General features: G+C 70.1%; 22 protein-coding genes and 1 riboswitch. Of the genes, 15 read left to right on the forward strand and 7 right to left on the reverse strand.

Going from position 1 to position 21157, the window contains the following annotated elements; all coding sequences use genetic code 11:
- Window positions 1-46: 46 nt before the first annotated feature.
- A complete protein-coding gene (locus AB0H82_RS00440; RefSeq protein ID WP_362987183.1) occupies window positions 47-532 on the reverse strand; it encodes an SsgA family sporulation/cell division regulator in 486 nt (161 codons plus the stop codon).
- A 267-nt stretch (window positions 533-799) separates the two neighbouring features.
- Between AB0H82_RS00440 and AB0H82_RS00445 the strand changes: the two genes are divergently transcribed.
- A complete protein-coding gene (locus AB0H82_RS00445; RefSeq protein ID WP_362987185.1) occupies window positions 800-2476 on the forward strand; it encodes an RDD family protein in 1677 nt (558 codons plus the stop codon).
- Between the two features lie 79 nt (window positions 2477-2555).
- A complete protein-coding gene (locus AB0H82_RS00450; RefSeq protein WP_362987187.1) occupies window positions 2556-3203 on the forward strand; it encodes an RDD family protein in 648 nt (215 codons plus the stop codon).
- On the opposite strand, the gene AB0H82_RS00455 is transcribed toward AB0H82_RS00450, so the two are convergent.
- Window positions 3193-3465 (reverse strand): hypothetical protein, encoded by a 273-nt coding sequence (locus AB0H82_RS00455; RefSeq protein ID WP_362987189.1) that lies wholly within the window; start codon window positions 3463-3465, stop codon window positions 3193-3195. The genes AB0H82_RS00450 and AB0H82_RS00455 overlap by 11 nt on opposite strands.
- Before the next feature lie 492 nt (window positions 3466-3957).
- Between AB0H82_RS00455 and AB0H82_RS00460 the strand changes: the two genes are divergently transcribed.
- Window positions 3958-6381, forward strand: coding sequence for an immune inhibitor A domain-containing protein (locus AB0H82_RS00460; RefSeq protein WP_362987191.1), 2424 nt, complete (start codon window positions 3958-3960; stop codon window positions 6379-6381).
- 123 nt (window positions 6382-6504) lie between these two features.
- Entirely contained in the window at window positions 6505-6819 is a 315-nt protein-coding gene (locus AB0H82_RS00465) for a hypothetical protein (protein WP_362987193.1), read from the forward strand.
- A 31-nt stretch (window positions 6820-6850) separates the two neighbouring features.
- On the opposite strand, the gene AB0H82_RS00470 is transcribed toward AB0H82_RS00465, so the two are convergent.
- The 3 genes from AB0H82_RS00470 to AB0H82_RS00480 all read right to left on the reverse strand — a co-directional run bounded on the left by AB0H82_RS00470 (window position 6851) and on the right by AB0H82_RS00480 (window position 10092).
- Window positions 6851-7891, reverse strand: a complete 1041-nt coding sequence (locus tag AB0H82_RS00470) for an SMP-30/gluconolactonase/LRE family protein (protein WP_362987195.1) — start codon at window positions 7889-7891, stop codon at window positions 6851-6853.
- 178 nt (window positions 7892-8069) lie between these two features.
- A complete protein-coding gene (locus AB0H82_RS00475) occupies window positions 8070-8654 on the reverse strand; it encodes an isochorismatase family protein (protein WP_362987197.1) in 585 nt (194 codons plus the stop codon).
- A 109-nt stretch (window positions 8655-8763) separates the two neighbouring features.
- Entirely contained in the window at window positions 8764-10092 is a 1329-nt protein-coding gene (locus AB0H82_RS00480; RefSeq protein ID WP_362987199.1) for a nicotinate phosphoribosyltransferase, read from the reverse strand.
- Window positions 10093-10184: 92 nt separating this feature from the next.
- Between AB0H82_RS00480 and clpS the strand changes: the two genes are divergently transcribed.
- From clpS to AB0H82_RS00530, 10 genes are all read left to right on the forward strand, one after another.
- Window positions 10185-10499: an ATP-dependent Clp protease adapter ClpS gene (clpS, locus tag AB0H82_RS00485; protein ID WP_362987201.1), complete on the forward strand. Its 315-nt coding sequence runs from the start codon at window positions 10185-10187 to the stop codon at window positions 10497-10499.
- Between the two features lie 39 nt (window positions 10500-10538).
- Window positions 10539-11141: a DUF2017 domain-containing protein gene (locus AB0H82_RS00490; protein ID WP_362987203.1), complete on the forward strand. Its 603-nt coding sequence runs from the start codon at window positions 10539-10541 to the stop codon at window positions 11139-11141.
- A 380-nt stretch (window positions 11142-11521) separates the two neighbouring features.
- Window positions 11522-13006, forward strand: a complete 1485-nt coding sequence (locus tag AB0H82_RS00495; protein WP_362987205.1) for an amino acid permease — start codon at window positions 11522-11524, stop codon at window positions 13004-13006.
- 86 nt (window positions 13007-13092) lie between these two features.
- On the forward strand, window positions 13093-13515 hold the full coding sequence (locus AB0H82_RS00500) for a M67 family metallopeptidase (protein WP_362987207.1): 423 nt from the start codon (window positions 13093-13095) through the stop codon (window positions 13513-13515).
- Window positions 13488-13649: riboswitch (cobalamin riboswitch) on the forward strand. (Overlaps the previous gene by 28 nt.)
- A 43-nt stretch (window positions 13650-13692) precedes the next feature.
- Window positions 13693-14658 carry an ABC transporter substrate-binding protein gene (locus AB0H82_RS00505; RefSeq protein ID WP_362987209.1) on the forward strand — a complete coding sequence of 322 codons (966 nt, stop codon included), beginning with the start codon at window positions 13693-13695 and terminating at the stop codon, window positions 14656-14658.
- An 80-nt stretch (window positions 14659-14738) separates the two neighbouring features.
- Window positions 14739-15749, forward strand: coding sequence for an iron ABC transporter permease (locus tag AB0H82_RS00510; protein ID WP_362987695.1), 1011 nt, complete (start codon window positions 14739-14741; stop codon window positions 15747-15749).
- Entirely contained in the window at window positions 15746-16525 is a 780-nt protein-coding gene (locus AB0H82_RS00515; RefSeq protein WP_362987211.1) for an ABC transporter ATP-binding protein, read from the forward strand. Before AB0H82_RS00510 ends, AB0H82_RS00515 begins: the two co-directional genes overlap by 4 nt.
- A 66-nt stretch (window positions 16526-16591) precedes the next feature.
- A complete protein-coding gene (locus AB0H82_RS00520; RefSeq protein ID WP_362987213.1) occupies window positions 16592-16702 on the forward strand; it encodes a putative leader peptide in 111 nt (36 codons plus the stop codon).
- Window positions 16703-16847: 145 nt separating this feature from the next.
- Window positions 16848-17126, forward strand: a complete 279-nt coding sequence (locus AB0H82_RS00525) for a MoaD/ThiS family protein (protein WP_362987215.1) — start codon at window positions 16848-16850, stop codon at window positions 17124-17126.
- A gap of 12 nt (window positions 17127-17138) precedes the next feature.
- A complete protein-coding gene (locus AB0H82_RS00530) occupies window positions 17139-18092 on the forward strand; it encodes a cysteine synthase (RefSeq protein WP_362987217.1) in 954 nt (317 codons plus the stop codon).
- A gap of 114 nt (window positions 18093-18206) precedes the next feature.
- Here the strand turns inward: AB0H82_RS00530 and AB0H82_RS00535 are convergent, their stop codons facing one another.
- Complete coding sequence (locus AB0H82_RS00535) at window positions 18207-18668, reverse strand: type II toxin-antitoxin system PemK/MazF family toxin (protein WP_362987219.1); 462 nt, start codon at window positions 18666-18668, stop codon at window positions 18207-18209.
- A gap of 196 nt (window positions 18669-18864) precedes the next feature.
- Here AB0H82_RS00535 and AB0H82_RS00540 point away from each other — a divergent pair, with 196 nt between their 5' ends.
- Window positions 18865-19617, forward strand: coding sequence for an MBL fold metallo-hydrolase (locus AB0H82_RS00540; RefSeq protein ID WP_362987221.1), 753 nt, complete (start codon window positions 18865-18867; stop codon window positions 19615-19617).
- Window positions 19618-19691: 74 nt separating this feature from the next.
- Here the strand turns inward: AB0H82_RS00540 and AB0H82_RS00545 are convergent, their stop codons facing one another.
- Window positions 19692-20957, reverse strand: a complete 1266-nt coding sequence (locus tag AB0H82_RS00545) for a PTS transporter subunit EIIC (RefSeq protein ID WP_362987223.1) — start codon at window positions 20955-20957, stop codon at window positions 19692-19694.
- Window positions 20958-21157: the final 200 nt, after the last annotated feature.

Raw genomic sequence — 21157 nt, forward strand, 5'->3', positions numbered from 1 at the left:
ACCTCACTGTGCAGGCTCCACTGTCCCCTCCCCGTGGCGGCGGAGCTCACTCACCGTCCTTGGACTCGTCCGAGGGCCACGGGTCGCGCAGCCACAGCTCGTCGACGCGGCCTCGGCCGGAGGCGGGCGCGAGCAGCTCGGCGAGGCCGTCGTCGATGCCGAGCTGCTCACCCTCCGAACCCGGGGGGACCACCCGCAGCGTCCGCTCAAGCCAGGCGGACACGGCGGCGGCCGGCGCCTCCAGGAGGGCGTCGCCGTCCGGCGAGCTCAGAGCCATCAGGACGACGCTGCGGCCCTCCACCTTCGTCGGCCACACCCGCACGTCACCGTGCCCGCACGCCCTGAACACCCCCTCCACCAGCAGCTCCCTGGCGAACGTCCAGTGCACCGGGTGCTCGGAGCCGATGTGGAAGGCGATGTGGACGGCGTAGGGGTCGTCGGTGCGGTAGGTGAGGCGGGCCGGGACGGGGATGGCCCGTTCCGGCGAGAGGACCAGTTTGAGCTCCAGCTCGCGTTCCACCACGGAGTGCATGTCGATGCCCTTCTTCTCTCTTGCTCATCTCTGCGGGGGTCCTGGGAGCGGACCCGTACGAGTGGAGAGCGCGAGATCGCCTGAGCATTACGCGGCTTCGGGAAATTTCTTCGTACGACTTCGGGGCGGGGTGCGGGGGACGCGGGGGAAGTGTGGGGAGCGTGCCCGGAAAGTGGTCCGGTAGGGCGGGAGCTGCCCGGTGGGACACGGAGGTCTGATAGATGTGGAGCCCCCAGAAGACCCCCGAGCAGATACGGGACGACGGACATGAGCGCCCCAACTCCGGCCCCAGGCGACGAACGGCCCCGCGAAGGCTACTACCCCGACCCGTCCATTCCCGGATATGTCCGGTACTGGAACGGCACCGCCTGGGTCCCCGGCACGAGCCGCCCCGCCCCGTCCGACGGCGAACCCCTGCCGCCCCCGCCCGGCGTAACCCCCGCCCCCGCGCCCGCGGAGGAAACGGGCCCGGTCTTCTTCGACGAACACCACCCCCGAACGGGCCAGTTCGAAACGGGCCCCCCTGACACGGGCCCGATCGCGACGGGGGCGCTCGGGGAGGGCGTGTCCGGGGCGGTCTCATCGGCGACGGGGCAGGCCCAGGCGGGGCAGGCGCATGCTGGGCAGGGCGCGGCGGGGCAGGCCGTACCGGGCCAGTTCCCGCCCGGGCACTCCGTGCCGGGCCAGGGCGCGGCGGGTCAAGCCGTGCCGGGGCAGGCCGCGTCCGGCCACGCTGTGTCAGGGCAAAAAGCTTCGGGTCAGCCGGGGCAGGGTGCGGCGGGGCAACCGGCGTCGGGGCAGGCCGTGCCGGGGCAGCACGGGGGTAGGCCCGAGCCCGCTTCTGCCTGGCAGGCCGATGCCGGGCGGCAGGCCGGGCTCGGGGGTGAGCAGGAGCGCCGGGTGGCCTGGGGCGGAGAGCCCGAGCGGAGCGACCCGCGGGTGCCGAACGACGCCGCGCCCCGTGCCGAGGCCGCCGCCGAGAGTGCCGGGCCGTCGCACGACGACAGCAACCCCGGGACGGTCACCATCCGCGCCGTCAAGCCGGGCGCCGCCGAGCCGACCGCCGGCGAGGGCACAGTGACGTTCCGGCGGCCCACCCCGTCGGCCGGCACCGACGGCACCATGTCGATCCGCGCGATCCGGCCCAAGTCCGCGCAGCCCGTAGCGAACCCCTCCGTAGCGAACCCCTCCGTACCGAACCCCTCCGCACCGCAGTCCTCCGTACCGCCGCAGGGGAGTGTGCCCCCGCAGGCGCAGCCCTCCGTGCCGCAGCAAGGCGGTGTCCCCGCGCCCGTCACCTCCGGGCCCGGCGGTGGCGCGCAGTCCTGGGCGCAGCAGGTGCACCAGCTCGCACAGGCCCCGGTCGAACCGGCCCCCGCCCAGCAGGGCGAGGGACAGCCCGTCGTGCCGTGGAAGCCCGTGGCCGCGGACCCGTTCCTCGCCGTGGCGCAGGCGCAGGCCGCGGCCCGGCCCGCGGGGCTGGGGAGGCGGCTCGCGGCGCGGCTCCTCGACACCGTCGTCCTCGCCGTCGTCACCGGCGCCGCCGCGCTGCCCCTCGGCACCAAGGCCGCCGACCACATCGACAGCAAGATCGACGCGGCGAAGCTCTCCGGCGAGAAGACCACGGTCTGGCTGCTCGACGGCACCACCGCGGGCTACCTCGGCATGATCCTCGCCGTCCTGCTGCTCTTCGGCGTCGTGTACGAGGCGCTGCCCACCGCCAAGTGGGGCCGCACCCTGGGCAAGAAGGTGTGCGGCGTCGAGGTGCGGGACATCGAGGAGCACGAGGCGCCGACGTTCGGGGCGGCGCTGAAGCGCTGGCTGGTGTACAGCGTGCCGGGCGTGCTCGTGATCGGCGTCGTCGGCGTGCTGTGGTGCCTCTTCGACCGGCCGTGGCGCCAGTGCTGGCACGACAAGGCGGCGAACACCTTCGTCGCGGGGTAAGAGCCTGGGCAGGCTGGGGCATAACCCGGTCGGCCGCTCGCCGGATGCGGAGCCGGTTCCCCCGCGGTCGACTCGGGCCATGAGCACCGAACCGCCGCGATACCCGTCACCGGACGACGACCCGTTCCAGAAGCGGCCGCCGCAGCAGCCTCCGCAGGGCGGCGGGGGCGGCTCCCCGTACGACACCCCGCCCCCGGGTTCGGCGCCCCCGCCCCCGCCGTACGACGGCGACCCCTACGGCGGCGGGCCCGGTGGCTACGGCGGGCAGGACCCCCTCGCCGGAATGCCGCCGCTCGCCGACAGCGGCAAGCGGGTGCTCGCCCGCATCATCGACATGGTTCTGGTGGGCATCGTCGTCGGCCTGCTGACGTGGCTGTTCGGCACGGCGGAGTACGACATCGACCCGGACGAGGTGAACACGGGCAAGTCGTTCGGCCAGTCCCTGCTGGCCGCCGTGCTCTACATCGCCTACGACACCTTCATGATCTCCAGGACGGGGCAGACGCTCGGCAAGAAGTGGCTGGGGATGCGGGTCGCCAACCTCAACGACGGGGCCACGCCGACCCTGCAGACCGCGCTGGCCCGCGCGGCCGTCCTCTGGCTGCCGTTCGCGTTCTGCTGCGCCTGCGTCTGGACGGTGATCTGCGGCGGCTGGAGCTTCTTCGACAAGCCCTACAAGCAGGGCCTGCACGACAAGGCCGCCAAGACGGTGGTGGTCAGCGCCTAGGCACCGCGGCCTGCCGCGCCGGTACACGCGCCTCGGCGGGGGCGGGTGCCGGCACGGTGCGCGTGAGGGGCGCCGCAGGTTTCTCGGGACGCCTCGGCAGCGGAACCGTCATGGCGACCAGTAAGCCGAGGCCGAGCGCGGCCAGGGCTATCACCGCGATACCGACTCCCGAGGCGGTCCGGGAGAGCAGCAGCATCGCGAGGGTCGAGAAGACGACGGTCACCGAACCGTAGGTGATCTGTGCGGTGGTCGGACGTGGCATGGGACGAGGCATGACGTGATCCGTCCTCGGCATTGATCCCCCCACGGCTTGTGGCCGCGGGGGCGGATGCGGATGTGTGAACGACTGTTTACGAATCAAAGGGGGCCCGACGGGGGCGACTTGGGATGTGCCGCCCAGCGCGGTAGCGCACCGTCGATTGACTCTATGACGCTCCATGCCCGACGGGAACGGCCAGTAAGCGTGACCTAACCCACGGTGCGGCAGCACAGGGGGCGCACGGGTTCATGGCGTCCATCAAGTGGACGGTGCGGCGCGCCTGTTGACCATTCGCGTGGAACCGTGCTCCGCGTCCGGATACCGGAGCCCGGCGTCTGCATAGTGCACTTGGCCTGTCCAAGTCAAGGTCTGTCTTTTCTCCCGTACTTCCGGTCGAATGTCGTCACTTGTGACGCGTACATCGCGCGCGGACCTCCTCCGACCGGGAATTTCGGTCCGCCATTTTCGCGCGGGCGCGGGGGAGGACAACATCAAGTGACAGTCAGGACACGGACGTTCAGAGCCACCGCGGTGGCCGTGGCGATGGCCGCGGCCGCCGCGACGTTCTCGGCGGCGACGGCCGCGACGGCCTCGGCCGACGAGAGCGCCCCGGGCGGGGCGCCCGCCGTCGACCGGCAGGACCCGTCGCGCCCCAAGGCGCACGTCGACCACGATCTGGACGGACCGTTCAGCAAGCAGCAGGCGCAGCAGCGCAAGGCCGCCCTGCAGCAGGTCGTCGAGGGCGACGCCAAGGTCCAGAAGCGGGGCGCCTCCAAGGTCGTCAAGCTCGACGACAAGAAGTACGTCGAGCTGGGCCGGGAGAAGACCGACAAGATCTTCACGATCCTGGTGGAGTTCGGGGACAAGGTCGACGACACGACCATGTACGACCCGGACGGCCCCGAGGGCCCGCAGCAGCCCGTCAAGAAGTACGGCGGCAAGCCAGGACCGCTGCACAACAAGATAGCCAAGCCGGACCGTGCGAAGGACAACAGCACGGCCTGGCAGAAGGACTACAACCGGAAGCACTTCCAGGACCTCTACTTCGGTAAGGGCAAGGACAGCAAGGGCAAGACCAAGCACTCGCTGAAGACCTACTACGAGAAGACCTCCTCGGGCCGCTACTCGGTCGACGGCGAGGTCTCCGACTGGGTCAAGGTCGACTACAACGAGGCCCGCTACGGCTCGAACTACTGCGGCGACACCAACTGCGCCAACGTCTGGGACGCGGTCAAGGACGGCGTGACCGCCTGGACCAAGGCCCAGAAGGCCCAGGGCCGCACGGACGCGCAGATCAAGGCGGACCTGGCCAAGTACGACCTCTGGGACCGCTACGACTTCGACAACGACGGCGACTTCAACGAGTCCGACGGCTACATCGACCACTTCCAGATCGTCCACGCGGGCGAGGACGAGTCGGCCGGCGGCGGCGCCGAGGGCGAGAACGCCCTGTGGGCGCACCGCTGGTACGCGTACGGCAACGACGCGGGCCGCACGGGCCCCGGCAACAACAAGGCCGGCGGCACCCAGATCGGCGACTCGGGCATCTGGGTCGGCGACTACACCATGCAGCCGGAGAACGGCGGCCTCGGCGTCTTCGCCCACGAGTACGGCCACGACCTCGGCCTGCCCGACCTGTACGACACCACGGGCAAGGGCGAGAACTCGGTCGGCTTCTGGTCGCTGATGTCGGCCGGCTCCTGGCTCGGCACCGGCAAGGACGCCATCGGTGACCTGCCGGGCGACATGACCGCCTGGGACAAGTTCCAGCTGGGCTGGCTCGACTACGCCAAGGCGAAGGCGGCCACGACGTCCGAGCACAAGCTGGGCGTCGCGGAGTACAACACCCGGCACCGCCAGGCGCTCGTCGTCGACCTGCCGAAGAAGGCCGTGAAGACCACCGTCGTGAAGCCCGCCGAGGGCTCCAAGCAGTGGTGGAGCGACCAGGGCGACGACCTCAAGAACACCCTGACGCGCTCCGTCGACCTGACCGGCAAGTCCAAGGCCGAGCTCTCGCTGAGCGGCTGGTGGGACATCGAGGCCAACTACGACTACCTCTACACCGAGGTCTCGACGGACGGCGGCGCCAACTACACGCCGGTGGACGGCACCGCGGACGGCAAGCCGATCACCCGTGACGCCGGCGACAAGCCCGCGCTGACCGGTGTCTCCGGCGCGCACAAGAAGCTCGTCTTCCCGCTCGACGCCTACGCCGGCAAGAAGATCGACATCCGCTTCCGCTACGCCACGGACGGCGGCGCGGGCGGCAAGGGCTTCACGGCCGACGCGCTCACCGTCACCGCGGACGGCGCCAAGCTGTTCGAGGACGGCGCCGAGGGCGACGACAACGGCTGGACGGCGAAGGGCTTCTCGCGCATCGGTGAGTCCTTCACCAAGAAGTACGACCAGTACTACCTCGCCGAGAACCGCCAGTACGTGTCGTACGACAAGACCCTCAAGGTCGGCCCGTACAACTTCGGCTTCTCGCAGTCCCGTCCCGACTGGGTCGAGCACTACCCGTACCAGACCGGCCTGATGGTCTGGCAGTGGGACACCTCGCAGAAGGACAACAACACCAGCCAGCACCCCGGCCAGGGCCTGATCCTGCCGGTCGACGCCCACGCCAAGCCGCTGAAGTGGAAGAACGGCGACGTCCTGCGCAACAAGATCCAGCCGTTCGACGCGCCCTTCAGCAAGTACGCGACGGACACGTTCACGCTCCACAACGCGGACGTCGCGCTGAAGATCAAGTCCCAGAAGGGCGTCCCGGTCTTCGACGACCGCAAGGGCACCTACTGGTACGCCTCGAACCCCACCGGAAGTGTCAAGGTCACTGACACCAACACCCAGATCAAGATCATCAAGCAGCCCAAGGACGGCTCGACGATCACGCTCCAGGTGGGCCCCTCCACGAAGTAATTAGCGTTTTAGCAGGTCAAGCCATGATCGGCCGTTGCCCCCTGGCGGGCGGCGGCCGATCGTGTTTAGGTGCGTCCTGTGGCTCTCTTATTGACGCGACGTATCACGGGGGTGTGACCGACCATGTCCGCAGGTGGTTTCTGCAAGCTGCCCAACGGCAGCGTGGTGGTGGCGCTGACGCTGCCGAGCCCGGCGCCGGGCGGCGGCACGGTCAGGATGATCGTGCACGCCGTGAACCGCGCCAGGGCCCTGACCCGGCTGCGGAACCTCGGCCTGCGGGCCGTCTACCTCCGGGGCAACGCCGAGCCGCCCACCCCGGACGAGATAACGGCGGTCCTGCACCATCCGGACGGCCTCATATGGCGCACGGCGCCCGACACGGTGAACGAGCTGTGGCACCCCATCCGGGCCCTGTTCGGGCGGCGCGCCGCCGCGTAGCGCCCGCCCAGGGCCGGGGAGAGGCCTGCGCTCACCTGGGAGTGATGGCGATGCCCTCGGGCTGGTCCCCGGCGGGCAGGGTCGCCCGCACCTTCCCCGTCGCCGGGCCGACCACCGAGACGGTGTCCGAGCCCTCGTTGGCGACCCAGACCCGGTTGCCGCCCGGACTGACCGCGACCCCCTGCGGCGTCCTGCCGACGGGCACCTGATGCAGGACCCGGCCGGTCGAGGTGTCGATGACCAGGAGCCGGTCGGCCGCGGAGTCGGCGGCGTACAGACGCAGCCCGTCGGGGCTCAGCCCCAGGCCCAGCGGACCCTTGCCGACCGCCCAGGTGGCGGTCACCTTGCGCGTGCCGGTGTCGATGACCGAGATGGAGCCTGAGCCCGTGTTGGCGACGTAGACCCTGTCCCCCTTGCCGGTGCTCGCGATGCCGCTGGGGAAGTCACCCACCGGGATACGGGCCACCGCGCGGTCCTCCTTGGACAGCACGGTGACGTCGTTGGTACCGCTGTTGCTGACGTAGGAGACCCCGCCGGGCAGCGTGGCCACGCTGTGCGGGAGCTCGCCCACGGGGACGGTCGCGACGACCCTGCGGGTGGAGGTGTCGATGACCGACACGTTGTCGCTGCCCCAGTTCGCGGTGATGACCCGTCGCCCGTCACGGCTCGGCACGGCCGAGAACGGATACGAACCGACCGGCACGGTCGCCACGACCTTGTGGTGCGTGGTCTCGATGAAGGAGACCGTGCCGGACAGGCCGTTCGCCACGTACACGGTGGAGCCGTCCGGGGCCGCGCCCACGCCGGTCGGCCCGTTGCCCACCTCCGTGCTCGTGACGCGCCGTTCGAGCCGTACGTCGTAGGAGGGGACGGTCCCGGAACCGCTGCTCGCCACATAGGCGACGATGCGCATCGGGAATTCGCCGCCGGGCCCGCCCTCCGGCCCCGCCACCGGAGACACGGGCGGCCCGGGAGCCGCCGCGGCCGAGGTGCACGCCACGGCCGTGAGCACGGCACCGAGCGTCAGCCGGGCACGGAAACGGAAACGGCCGGTTACGGAAGGGCGCAGCATGATTCCCACCTTTTCGAGCTGGCGTTCGGGAGGTGTTCTACGGACACGTCCGTTCAAACGCCCGGCGGGTGATCAGTGCACGGCAGGAGTGTGAATTCGCTCTTCCGCCTGCGCCAGGTGGGCCAATTCGGCTATGACCCCACTTCGCGGACGGGGCGGGGGCCGACGATGTGAAGGGCTACAGCACCGGCTTGCCCGTGAGCTCCACGCCCGCCGCCCGCAGCTCCTGAAGGGCCCGCTCCGTCGTGGCCTCGGCCACCCCCGCCGTGAGGTCGAGCAGGACGTGCGTACGGAAGCCCTCGCGCGCCGCGTCGAGCGCCGTGGCCCGCACGCAGTGGTCCGTGGCGATGCCCACCACGTCGACCTCGGTGATGCTCCGCTCCCGCAGCCAGTCGGCCAGCGGCACCCCGTTCTCGTCGATGCCCTCGAAGCCGCTGTACGCCGCGGAGTAGGCCCCCTTGTCGAAGACCGCGTCGATGCCGCCGGAGGCGACGGCGGGCGCGAAGTTCGGGTGGAAGCCGATGCCCTCCGTGCCGGCCACGCAGTGCGGCGGCCAGGAGTCGACGTAGTCAGGACGGTCCGAGAAGTGGGCGCCGGGATCGATGTGGTGGTCGCGGGTGGCCACCACGTGGCGGTAGCACGCCGGGGCCTGGCCGATCAGCTCGGTGATGCCGGCGGCCACGTCCGCGCCGCCGGCGACCGCGAGGCTGCCGCCTTCGCAGAAGTCGTTCTGCACATCTACGACGATCAGTGCGCGGCGCATGGCGGGTGTCCTTCTGCTGGGAGACTACGAGCGTAGAGACTTCGGGTGCGTTGTGGGAGAGGGCGTTCGAAGCGCCCGGGGCGGGATCACACGTACTGGGCCGGGCGGATCACACGTACTCGGTCGGAATGACCGCTTCGCCCCGGGACAGCTGCGTCGCCGACAGGGGAAGCCCGGCGCGCGCGGCGGCGTGCCGGTCGCGGACCGCGTCCAGCGGCTCGCGGGCCACCACCCGGCCGCCCTTGACCAGCTCGACCAGGAGCTGCCGGTCGACGAGCTCGGGCGGCACCGCGCCGGTGCCGACGACCTCGGCCTCGGCGACGCCGTGCTCGTCGGTCCGGCGCGCGGCCCACTTGCGGCCGCCCACCGAGGACTTGGCGCCGAGCGACTTCTTCGCCACGGGCTCCAGGGGGGCCTTGGGGTCCGCCGAGTGCGCGCGGGCCACCAGCTTGTAGACCATCGAGGCGGTGGGGTGCCCGGAGCCGGTGACGAGCTGCGTGCCCACGCCGTACGCGTCGACGGGCGCCGCCCGCAGCGAGGCGATGGCGTACTCGTCGAGGTCGGAGGTCACGACGATCTTCGTGTCCGTCGCGCCGAGCTCGTCCAGCTCCTTGCGCACCCGATGCGCGACGAGCAGCAGGTCGCCGGAGTCGATGCGGACGGCGCCGAGCTCGGGCCCGGCGACCTCGACGGCCAGCCGGACGGCCTCGGTCACGTCGTAGGTGTCGACGAGCAGGGTGGTGCCGCGGCCGAGGGAGTCGACCTGGGCGCGGAACGCGTCGCGTTCGTTGTCGTGCAGCAGGGTGAAGGCGTGGGCGCTGGTGCCGACGGTCGGGATGCCGTAGCGGAAGCCGGCGGCCAGGTCGGAGGTGGTCGCGAAGCCGCCGACGTACGCGGCGCGGGCGGCGGCCACGGCGGCCAGTTCGTGGGTGCGGCGGGCACCCATCTCGATCAGCGGGCGGTCGCCGGCGGCCGAGGACATGCGGGAGGCGGCGGCCGCGATGGCCGAGTCGTGGTTGAGGATGGAGAGGATCACGGTCTCCAGGAGCACGCACTCCGCGAAGGAGCCCTCGACCCGCAGGATCGGCGATCCCGGGAAGTAGACCTCGCCCTCGGGGTAGCCCCAGATGTCGCCCTGGAAGCGGTAGCCGGAGAGCCATTCGAGGGTCGCCTCGTCGACGATGGCGCGCTCGCGCAGGAAGCCGAGGACGTCGGCGTCGAAGCGGAAGTTCTCGACGGCGTCCAGGACGCGGCCGGTGCCGGCCACCACGCCGTAGCGCCGCCCCTCGGGCAGTCTGCGGGTGAAGACCTCGAAGACCGAACGCCGGTCGCCGGTACCGGCCCGCAGCGCGGCCTGCAGCATCGTCAGCTCGTACTGGTCCGTGAAGAGCGCCGTCGACGGAACATCCACCGGCAGCCCAAGGTCCGCTGTGTTCATATGACGGATGCTACCCCCAATCTCGTCACTCTGACGATTTCAAGGGCCGGGAGGGGAGGCCATTTGTGCGAGGGCCCGTCCGGGGTGGCAGCATGGGGCAGGTGAGTACGGCTCCCGCAGAAATCACACGCCCGGAATCGGACGAGGAGACACTCGTCGTCCCCGAACCGGACGTCCCCTGGATCACGCTCGTGCACAACGACCCGGTCAACCTGATGAGCTACGTGACGTACGTGTTCCAGACGTACTTCGGGTACTCGAAGGAGAAGGCCACGAAGCTGATGATGGACGTGCACCAGAAGGGCCGTGCGGTCGTCTCCACCGGCACCCGCGAGGAGATGGAGCGCGACGTACAGGCCATGCACGGATACGGGCTGTGGGCCACCCTTCAGCAGGACCGCAAGTAGCGGACCGGAAGCAGCGGACCGGAAGTGGCGACGCATCTGATGCCAGGACAATTCGAAGCGATTCCAGGGGGCGGCGCCGCCGTCGCGCTCGACGAGGTCGAGGTCTCGATCATCCGCTCCCTCGCCGTGCAGCTCCTGGAGCTGATCGGTCCGGGGCCGGGCGGCGAGGTCTCCGACGACCCGCTCGCGGAGCTCTTCGCCGAGGGGCCGAGCGAGCCGCCGTCCGACCCGGTGATGAAGCGCCTGCTGCCCGACGCCTACGGCGGCCCCGGAAGCGAGGACGGGGCGAGCGACGCGGACGAACTCCGGGCGTACTCGGCGGAATTCCGCCGCTTCACGGAGAACGACCTGCGGGCCAAGAAGCGCGACGACGCCTTGGCCGTGATCCGCTCGCTCGACTCGATGACGGCGTCGGGCGAGGGCGGAGCTGTCCTGAAACTGTCGGTCGAGGAGTCGCGGCACTGGCTGGGAGCCCTCAACGACCTGCGCCTCGCGATCGGTACGCGCCTGGAGGTCAGCGACGAGGAGGACGCGGATCTGCTCTACCGGCTGCCGGACTCCGACCCCCGCAAGCCGATGGTGATGGCCTACCTCTGGCTGGGCGGACTGCAGGAAACGCTGGTCGGGACGTTGCTGGACTGAAGTCGGCGATAGTCGTTGCAGAGGACAGCGAATTTTGTTGTAGTGGACAGGTTGTGTTCACTCGCCGGCCGTTCGCTCAGCGGATGCTCAAATCCGGATAACGATCGCGTCACTTCATTGCCCGCCTTTGTGGCGCCGAGGGCGATTTGCCCGCTTCTTCTTGTGGCCTGCGTCACAGTTGGCTGATTCTGTCGCATTCCCTCACTGTTGCCACCGTGATAAATCTTCACGACCACTCGGTGACGCCACCCATGTCGCCGGGGGCGCTTCAGCCGGCAGACCGCCGGTAGCACTCCATTCGTATCCGGGGGGATCAGGACCTGGTCCGCAGCCACAACGCAGATGTGCGGGCGCGGATCAGCATGGAGAAAGGCGTCACCATGACCTCAGTGCAGGTCGAAGAGCACCACGACGAGCACGGCGGCAACGGTGTCGCGCAGGACGGCTCGTCCGGCGAGGGCTACCAGCGCGGGCTCGGAGCCCGGCAGATCCAGATGATCGCGATCGGCGGTGCCATCGGCACCGGCCTGTTCCTCGGCGCGGGCAAGGCCATTCACAAGGCCGGCCCCAGCCTCATCCTGGCGTACGCCATCGCGGGCCTCGTCATCTTCTTCATCATGCGGGCGCTCGGCGAGCTCCTCATGTACCGCCCCGTCTCGGGCTCCTTCTCGGAGTACGCCCGTGAGTTCATGGGCCCGTTCTTCGGATTCGTGACCGGCTGGACGTACTGGCTCTTCTGGGTCGTCACCGGCATCACCGAAGTGACAGCGGCCGCCCAGTACATGCAGTACTGGACACACGGATCCGTTCCACAATGGGCGTACGCGCTCATCTTCACGGTCATCCTGTACGGCGCGAACCTCATCTCCGTGAAGCTCTTCGGTGAGCTGGAGTTCTGGTTCTCGATGGTCAAGGTCACCGCCATCATCGGCATGATCCTGATCTGCATCGGCATCCTCACCATCGGCTTCTCCGACGCCGGTGACACCGCGACCGTCGCCCACCTGTGGAACCAGGGCGGCTTCTTCCCGAACGGCATCGGCTCCACGCTGATGACGCTGCAGATCGTGATGTTCGCCTTCCTCGCCGTCGAGCTCGTCGGCGTCACCGCGGGCGAGTCCAAGGACCCGAAGACCGTCCTGCCCAAGGCCATCAACACCGTGCCGTGGCGCATCGCCGTCTTCTACGTCGGCGCGCTCATCATGATCCTGTCGGTCGTGCCGTGGACGCACTTCCAGCCCGGCGTCTCGCCGTTCGTCGCCGCCTTCGAGAAGATGGGCCTCGGCGTCGGCGCCGCGATCGTGAACTTCGTGGTCCTCACCGCCGCACTCTCCTCCTGCAACTCCGGCATGTACTCCACCGGCCGCATGCTGCGCGACCTCGCGCTCAACGGCCAGGGCCCGAAGTTTTTCACCAAGCTCACGAAGAACGGCCTGCCGCTGATCGGCACCACGGCCTCCGCCGCGTTCATGCTGGTCGGCGTCTGGATCAACTACCAGTGGCCGGGCGAGGCGTTCAACTACGTCGTCTCCTTCGCCACCATCTCCGGCATGTGGGCCTGGATCATGATCCTGGCCTGCCAGATCCGCTACCGCCGCAAGGCCGACCGCGGCGAGCTGCCGCAGTCCACCTTCCGGGCCCCGGGCGCCCCGTACACCAGCTGGTTCGCCCTCCTCTTCATCGGCATGGTCATCGTGATGATGGGCGTCGACAAGGACGCGCGGATCTCGCTGTACGCCGCTCCGGTCTGGGCCGCGATCCTCGGTGTCTCCTACCTGGTCCTCAAGAGCCGCAACCCGCAGGCCGCGGCCTTCAACAAGCGGAAGGTCGGCCTCTCCGACAGCGACCGCGTCTCCAAGGACTGACCGGCACCCCAAGGCCGCTGTCCAGCATTCGGGCCCGCTCGTACCACACTCCGGTACGCGCGGGCCCCTCTGCTTATCCTGGCGCCATGCTGACCATCACCCAGGCCCTCCACGACCAGATCGTCGCGCACGCGCGCCAGGACCACCCCGACGAGGCGTGCGGCATGGTCGCGGGCCCGGCGGGCACCGGCCGCCCCGAGCGGTTCATCCCGATGCTCAACGCCGCGCGCTCGCCCACGTTCTACGAGTTCGACTCGGGCGACCTGCTCAAGCTCTACCGCGATCTCGACGACCGCGACGAGGAGCCGGTGATCATCTACCACTCGCACACCGCGACCGAGGCCTACCCCTCGCGCACCGACATCACGTACGCCAACGAACCCGGCGCCCACTACGTCCTGGTCTCCACGGCCGACACCGACGACGCGGGCCCCTTCCAGTTCCGCTCGTACCGGATCGTCGACGGCGAGGTCACCGAGGAAGAGGTAAAGGTCGTACAGGCATACTGAGCTTTACTCATGAGGGCGGCAGGACCCAGGAAGCCGGTGCGAACCCGGCACGGTCCCGCCACTGTGACCCCGTACCCGGCCGCGCAGGCCGGGGCGGGGGAAGTCAGGAACTGACCTGCCGCCTTCCTCCACACGACGCAGGGGACGCGGAAATCCCCTGGAGGAGGCAGTTCAGCCATGTCCCGCGCCCTTCGCGTACTCACCGCCGCGGCCCTGCTGGCCCCGCTCGCCGCATGCTCCGCCTCATCCGGTGGCGACGACTCGGGAAAGCCCGCCGCCAAGGCCGCCGGGTTCCCGTACACCGTCACCAACTGCGGTGTGAAGACCACGTACGACGCGCCTCCGAAGCGCGCCGTCACCATGAACCAGCACACCACCGAAGTGATGCTGGAACTCGGCCTGAAGGACCACATCGCCGGCACGGCCTACCTCGACGACAAGGTCCTCCCGAAGTATGAGAAGGCCTACAAGTCGGTCCCCGTGCTCGCCAAGGAGTACCCCTCCTACGAGAAGCTGCTCGCCGCCAACCCCGACTTCGTCTACGGCGGTTACGCCAGCGCCTTCCTCGCCGGCGACGGCCGCAGCCGCTCGGCGCTCGCCAAGTCCGGCATCGAAAGCCGCCTCAACGTAGAGGGCTGCGCCGAGCGCGCCCTCACCATGGACGACGTCTACCGCGAGGTCCGTGAGGTCGGCGCCACCTTCGGTGTGCGCGGGCGCGCCGAGACATGGGTGAGCGGGGCGAAGCGCGAACTGGGCGCCACGGCGAAGAAGGCACAGAGCGAGAAGCCGGCCCCCGTCTTCGTCTACGACAGCGGTGACAAGACGGCGTTCACGGCCGGCGGCCGCGGCATCGGCAACGACATCATCGAGCGGGCAGGCGGCCGCAACGTCTTCGCCGACGTCGACAAGTCCTTCAGTGACGCGTCCTGGGAGAAGGTCGTCGAGCGCCGCCCCGAGGTCATCCTGATCCTCGACTACGGCGCCACGACCGTCGCTCAGAAGAAGAAGCGCCTCCTGGAGGACCCGGCCCTCAAGGACGTCCCGGCCGTCAAGAACAAGCGCTTCGCGGTGCTGCGGCTGTCGGACATGGTCACGGGAGTACGAGCACCCGAGGCGGTGAGGAAGCTGGCGGCACAGCTGTGAGCGCGCTGCGGGAGTTTCAGCCCGTCCGGCGTTTGAGGACGAGCCCGAAGGGCGACAGACGGGGGCCACGGGGGCGGCACCTGGCCGTCCTGACGGTACTCACTGCCGCCCTCGTCGCGGCGACGATCGCCGGCCTGGCGCTCGGCTCCGTCCGCATCCCGCCGAGCCAGGTCGTCGAGATCCTGTCGGGCCGCGCGGAACCCTCCCCGTTCCGCACCATCGTGCTCGACGTGAGACTCCCCAGGGTCATCCTGGGGGCCACCGTGGGCGCCGGGCTCGCCGTCATCGGCACCGTGCTGCAAGCCCTCGTCCGCAACCCCCTCGCCGACCCGTTCCTGCTCGGCGTCTCCTCGGGCGCCTCCGTCGGCGCGGTCTGCGCGATCGTCCTCGGCGGCGTCTTCGGCCTCGGCGCCGCCCTGTCGACCGCCGTCACGATCCCGGCCGCCTCCTTCGCGGGCGCGCTGCTCTCGCTGGTCCTCGTCTACGCCCTGGCCCGCGGCGGCGGCAGCTTCGCCACCGGGCGCCTGATCCTCGCGGGCGTCGCCGTCTCGTACATCCTGACCGCGCTGACCAGCCTCATCCTCGTCACCGCCGACAGCGCGGACCACCTCAAGGAAGTCCTGTACTGGACGCTGGGCGGCCTCGGCAGCGCCCGCTGGGACATGCTCGCCCTGCCCTGCGTCACCCTCGTCCTCGGCACCGCCCTCCTGGTGTCCATGGCCCGGCCCCTCGACCTGCTCCTCGCCGGGGAGGAGGGCGCCACCGTCCTCGGCCTGCACGCCGCCCGCTTCCGCGCCGGCGTCTTCGTCCTCGCCTCGCTCCTGACCGGCGTCCTCGTCGCGTACAGCGGAGCCATCGGCTTCGTCGGCCTGATGGTGCCGCACGCCGCCCGCATGCTGGTCGGCGCCGCGCACCGCGCGCTGCTCCCGGTGGTGGCGCTGACGGGCGCGGTGTTCCTGGTCGTCGCCGACCTCGCCGCCCGCACCGTCGCCGCCCCGCAGGACATCCCCGTCGGCGTGCTCACCGCGCTGACCGGCGGCCCGTTCTTCCTGTGGCTGCTGCGGCGGCGTACCGAAGGAGTCCCGGCATGACAGGAGAGCTGCGCACCCAGGCCCTCTCGTACGAGATCGACGGCAGGCTCCTCGTCGACGCCGTCGACCTCACCGCCGCCCCCGGCGAGACCGTCGGCGTCGTCGGCCCCAACGGCAGCGGCAAGACGACCCTGCTCCGCTGCGTGTACGGCACACTGCGCCCCACCGCGGGCCACGCCCTCCTCGACGGCGACGACCTGCACACGATGACCCCGAAGGCCCGCGCCCGGCGCCTGGCCACCGTGCCGCAGGACGGACAGGCGGCGTTCGAGCTGACCGTCCGGCAGGTGGTCGCGATGGGCCGCTCCCCGCACAAGCGGTTCTGGGAGGCGGACACGGCGGCCGACGAGGCCCTCGTCACGGCGGCCCTCACCCGCGTCGGCGTCGAAGGGCTGGCCGACCGCGCGTTCCCCTCCCTGTCCGGCGGCGAGCGGCAGCGCGCCCTGGTGGCCCGCGCCCTGGTGCAGCAGCCCACCCTCGTCGTCCTCGACGAGCCCACCAACCACCTCGACATCCGCTACCAGCTCGAAATCCTCTCCTTCGTACGCGGTTTGGGCACGACGAACCTGCTGGCCCTGCACGACCTGAACCTCGCGGCGTACTACTGCGACCGCCTCTACGTCCTCGACGGCGGCCGCCTCGTCGCCTCCGGGGCGCCCAAGGAGGTCCTCACCGCCGAGCTGCTCGCCACCGTGTACGGCGTGACGGCCGAGGTCAGCACCCATCCGCTGACCGGCGCCCCGACCGTCGTCTATCTGCCGCCGCCCGCATCCTGAACGGATTCCGTCCAGCAGGTGAGATCACATTCCGGGATCCGGACCGGGAATCGATACGATGACCGCATGGTTCCCCATGACGTGAGCGAAGAGACGCCGAGCGCACCCCCCGTGCTGCTTGTCGCGCGGCTGCACGTCGACCTGTGCCGCCTCGCCAGCGCGATCTGTTCCCGCTGAACCGATCCGCAGCCCGGCCGTGGGCCGCGGCGCCGCACCCCGTACGCGGGCACACCCCGCGTACACCGACGCACCACACTCAGCACAGCGCCGCCGCGCGCGCCCACCACCCGCACTTTCTCGAACCCGACAGGAGCCCTCAGCCATGGCCATCGAGGTCCGCATCCCGACCATCCTCCGCACCTACACCGACGACGCCAAGGCCGTCGAAGGCAGCGGGGACACCCTCGCCGAGCTCTTCACGGACCTCGACTCGCGGCACCCGGGCATCGCCGCGCGCATCGTCGACGACGGCAAGCTCCGCCGCTTCGTGAACGTGTACCTGAACGACGAGGACGTCCGCTTCCTCGACGGCATCTCCACCAAGCTCTCCGACGGCGACAACGTCACGATCCTGCCGGCCGTCGCCGGCGGCATGGTCTAGGCCCGATCCCGGATGCCTCGCTACGACTCCCCGCTCGCCGCGGTCGGCAACACGCCGCTCGTCCGCCTGCCGCGCCTGTCCCCCTCGGAAGAGGTCCGCATCTGGGCCAAGCTGGAGGACCGCAACCCGACCGGCTCCATCAAGGACCGGCCCGCGCTGCACATGGTCGAACAGGCCGAGAAGGACGGCCGGTTGACGCCCGGCTGCACGATCCTGGAGCCGACCTCGGGCAACACCGGCATCTCGCTCGCCATGGCGGCCAGGCTCAAGGGCTACCGCATCGTGTGCGTCATGCCGGAGAACACCTCGCAGGAGCGGCGCGACCTGCTCGCCATGTGGGGCGCCGAGATCATCTCCTCACCGGCCGCGGGCGGCTCCAACACCGCCGTCCGCGTCGCCAAGGAGCTGGCCGCGGAGCACCCGGACTGGGTCATGCTCTACCAGTACGGCAACCCGGACAACGCGGGCGCCCACTACGCCACGACGGGCCCGGAGATCCTCACCGACCTCCCCTCCATCACCCACTTCGTGGCGGGCCTCGGCACCACCGGCACCCTCATGGGCGTCGGCCGCTACCTGCGCGAGCAGAAGCCCGACATCAAGATCGTCGCCGCCGAGCCGCGCTACGACGACCTCGTCTACGGCCTCCGCAACCTCGACGAGGGCTTCGTCCCCGAGCTGTACGACGCCTCCGTCCTCACCACCCGCTTCTCCGTCGGCTCGGCCGACGCGGTGACCCGCACCCGCGAACTCCTCCAGCAGGAGGGCATCTTCGCGGGCGTCTCCACCGGCGCCGCGCTGCACGCGGCGATCGGCGTCGGCAAGAAGGCGGTGGCGGCCGGCGAGCCCGCCGACATCGTCTTCGTCGTCGCCGACGGCGGCTGGAAGTACCTCTCGACGGGCGTCTACACCGCCCCGACCACGGAGGCGGCGATCGAGACGCTGCAGGGGCAGCTGTGGGCTTAGCCGCCCCGGAGAGCGGTGGATCACCGGCTCCGCCGCGTTCGTCCTCAAACGCCGGACAGGCTTGAAATCCCGCGCCCGGGCTGGTTCTCCAGCCCGGGCGCGGGATTGCGGGGCTCAGCCCGCCAGATACTTCACCTGGTCCCACAACACAGGGTCGACCGTCCCGGCCCTGCGCCGGAACTCCCCGAGCGGCACGTCCCGCAGCTCATCGGTCTCCAGGAAACTGGGCCGCCCGTGCGCGTCGCCCACCGAACCCGGCGGCAACGGAATCACGCCCGCCCGCTCCTCGTGGTACTTACTGGTGATCTTCGCGACCCGGGCGCGCCGCCCGCGCACGGACAGCACCAGACACGGCCGGTCCTTGCCGCCCGGCCCGTCCTCGTACGGCACCCGCGCCCACCAGATCTCCGCCGGGCGCGGCGCGGGCAGCCGCTGCCGGGGCCCCCGCGGCGGCCGCGTCCGCCCCGCCGGGCGGCTGCTCCGCTTACGCGGTCCGCGACCCCAGCCGTCCACCAGCGTGACGACGAGCGCCAGCACCACCACGGCTGCCAGCGCCAGCCACCACGACGTGTCCATACGCACGACGGTACCGGTGGCCATCCCGCACCGCCTGCCGCTTCACCCCGGTCCCACAAGCCCCCCGAACCGGTGACAGCGCAGGTGAGTTCCCCCACAACGGCCCGCGACGGAGGAGCGACCAGGGCTTTTGCGCCTTACGCTCGATCCACCGCACACTCCCCAGCTCTCCTGCCAGCGCGGAGGTTCCAGCTTCATGAAGCTCACCGTCGTCGGCTGCTCGGGGTCGTTTCCGTCCGCGGAATCGGCCTGTTCGAGCTACCTCGTCGAGGCCGACGGCTTCCGGTTGCTGCTCGACATGGGCAACGGCGCCCTCGGCGAGCTGCAGCGCCACATCGGTCTGTACGACCTGGACGCGGTCTTCCTCAGCCATCTGCACGCCGATCACTGCATCGACATGTGCGCGTACTTCGTGGCCCGCTACTACCGGCACGAGGGCGGCCGCTGCGCCCCCATCCCGGTCTTCGGCCCCGAAGGCACCGAGCAGCGCCTGACGACCGCGTACGCCGATACGCCCTCCGCCTCCTCGATGAGCGAGGTCTTCGACTTCCACACGGTCAAGCCGGGCTCGTTCGACATCGGCCCGTTCTCGGTGCGCACCGAGAAGATGTGCCACCCGGTCGAGGCGTACGCCATCCGGGTCGAGCACGCCGGGAAGTCCCTCACGTACTCCGGGGACACCGGGCCCTGCGACGCCCTGGACGAACTCGCCGCGGACACCGACCTGTTCCTGTGCGAGGCGGCCTTCACGCACGGCAAGGAGAACATCCCCGACCTGCACCTGAACGGCCGCGAGGCCGGTGAGTCCGCCCGGCGCGCGGGCGCAGGAAGGTTGCTGCTCACCCACATCCCGCCGTGGACGGACCCGCAGGTGAACCTCGCCGACGCGCGCGCGGTGTACGAGGGCCCCACGGCGCTGGCGGCGCCGGGCGCGACGTACGAGGTCTGATCCCGTCGACACACGGCGAAGGCCCCGGAACCGAACCGGTTCCGGGGCCTTCCTCCGCTCAGCCGAGCCGCAGGCTACTTCGCCTCGGCCTTCTGGAGCTCGGCGAGCTCCTCGTCGGACTCGCGGCCCGGCGTCGGCAGGTTGAACTTGGTGATCGCGAAGCGGAAGACCACGTAGTAGACCGCCGCGAAGCAGAGGCCGACCAGGGCCAGGCCCCACGGGTTCTTCGCGATGCCGAGGTTCAGGAAGAAGTCGACCGCGCCGGCCGAGAAGCCGAAGCCGTCCTTCATGCCGAGCGACCAGGTCAGCGCCATGGAGATGCCGGTGAGCACCGCGTGGATCGCGTACAGGACCGGCGCGATGAACATGAAGGTGAACTCGATCGGCTCGGTCACACCGGTCACGAAGGCGGTGAGCGCGAGCGAGAACATCATGCCGCCGACGACCTTGCGGCGCTCGGGGCGGGCGCAGTGCACGATCGCGAGGCAGGCCGCCGGGAGGGCGAACATCATGATCGGGAAGAAGCCGGTCATGAACTGTCCGGCGGTCGGGTCACCGGCGAGGAAGCGGTTGATGTCGCCGCTCTTGCCCTCGTACGAGCCCGCCTGGAACCACGGGAAGGAGTTCAGCAGGTGGTGCATGCCGACCGGGATCAGCGCACGGTTGGCGACACCGAAGATGCCCGCGCCGACGGCGCCCGAACCGACCAGCCACTCACCGAAGTTGTGCAGGCCCGTGCCGAGGACCGGCCAGATGTAGCCGAAGACGATGCCGAGGAGCAGGCCCGCGAAGGCCGAGAGGATCGGGACGAGGCGGCGGCCGCCGAAGAAGCCCGCCCAGTCGGGCAGCTTGGTCCGGTAGAACTTCTGGTAGAGCAGGGCCACCACGATGCCCATCACGACACCGCCGAGGACCTTGGCGTCCACGGGCGCCTCGGTCATGACTATCTTGCCGTCGACGACCTTCGCGATCTTGTCGAGGTTCGGGTCGGTGAACGTGGCGAGGACGTTCTTGAAGACCAGGTAGCCGGTGACGGCGGCGAGCGCCGTCGAGCCGTCGGACTTCTTGGCGAAGCCGATCGCGATGCCGACGGCGAACAGCAGCGCCATGTTGTCGAGGATCGCGTTGCCGCCCGCGGCCATGAAGGAGGCGATCTTGGTGACGAAGGCCGGGAACGAGTCGCGGCCCAGCATGTCGGTGTTGCCGAGGCGGACGAGCAGGGCGCCTGCGGGCAGCACGGCGACCGGCAGCATGAGGCTGCGGCCGATGCGCTGCATGACAGCCATCACGCCGGCGCCCTTCTTCTTCTCGGCCGCGGGAGCGGAACTGGCCGTGGACACAACTTCCTCCAGTGGGCAAGGCGCCGCCTGGGGACATGGAAGTGGGGGACGGCGGCGTCTCCGGGGGACGCGGCGAGAACGGCCGCGTGGTCTACACCATTAGTGGTGTAGACCTGTTGTAGCACGGTGAAGGTGGCGTAAGGAACCTGCGATTCCTGTTACCTGGGCCATATCCGGAAATGCCGGAGGAAAGCGCCGCC

Source organism: Streptomyces sp. NPDC050732, from assembly GCF_040654255.1.
Lineage (GTDB): Bacteria > Actinomycetota > Actinomycetes > Streptomycetales > Streptomycetaceae > Streptomyces.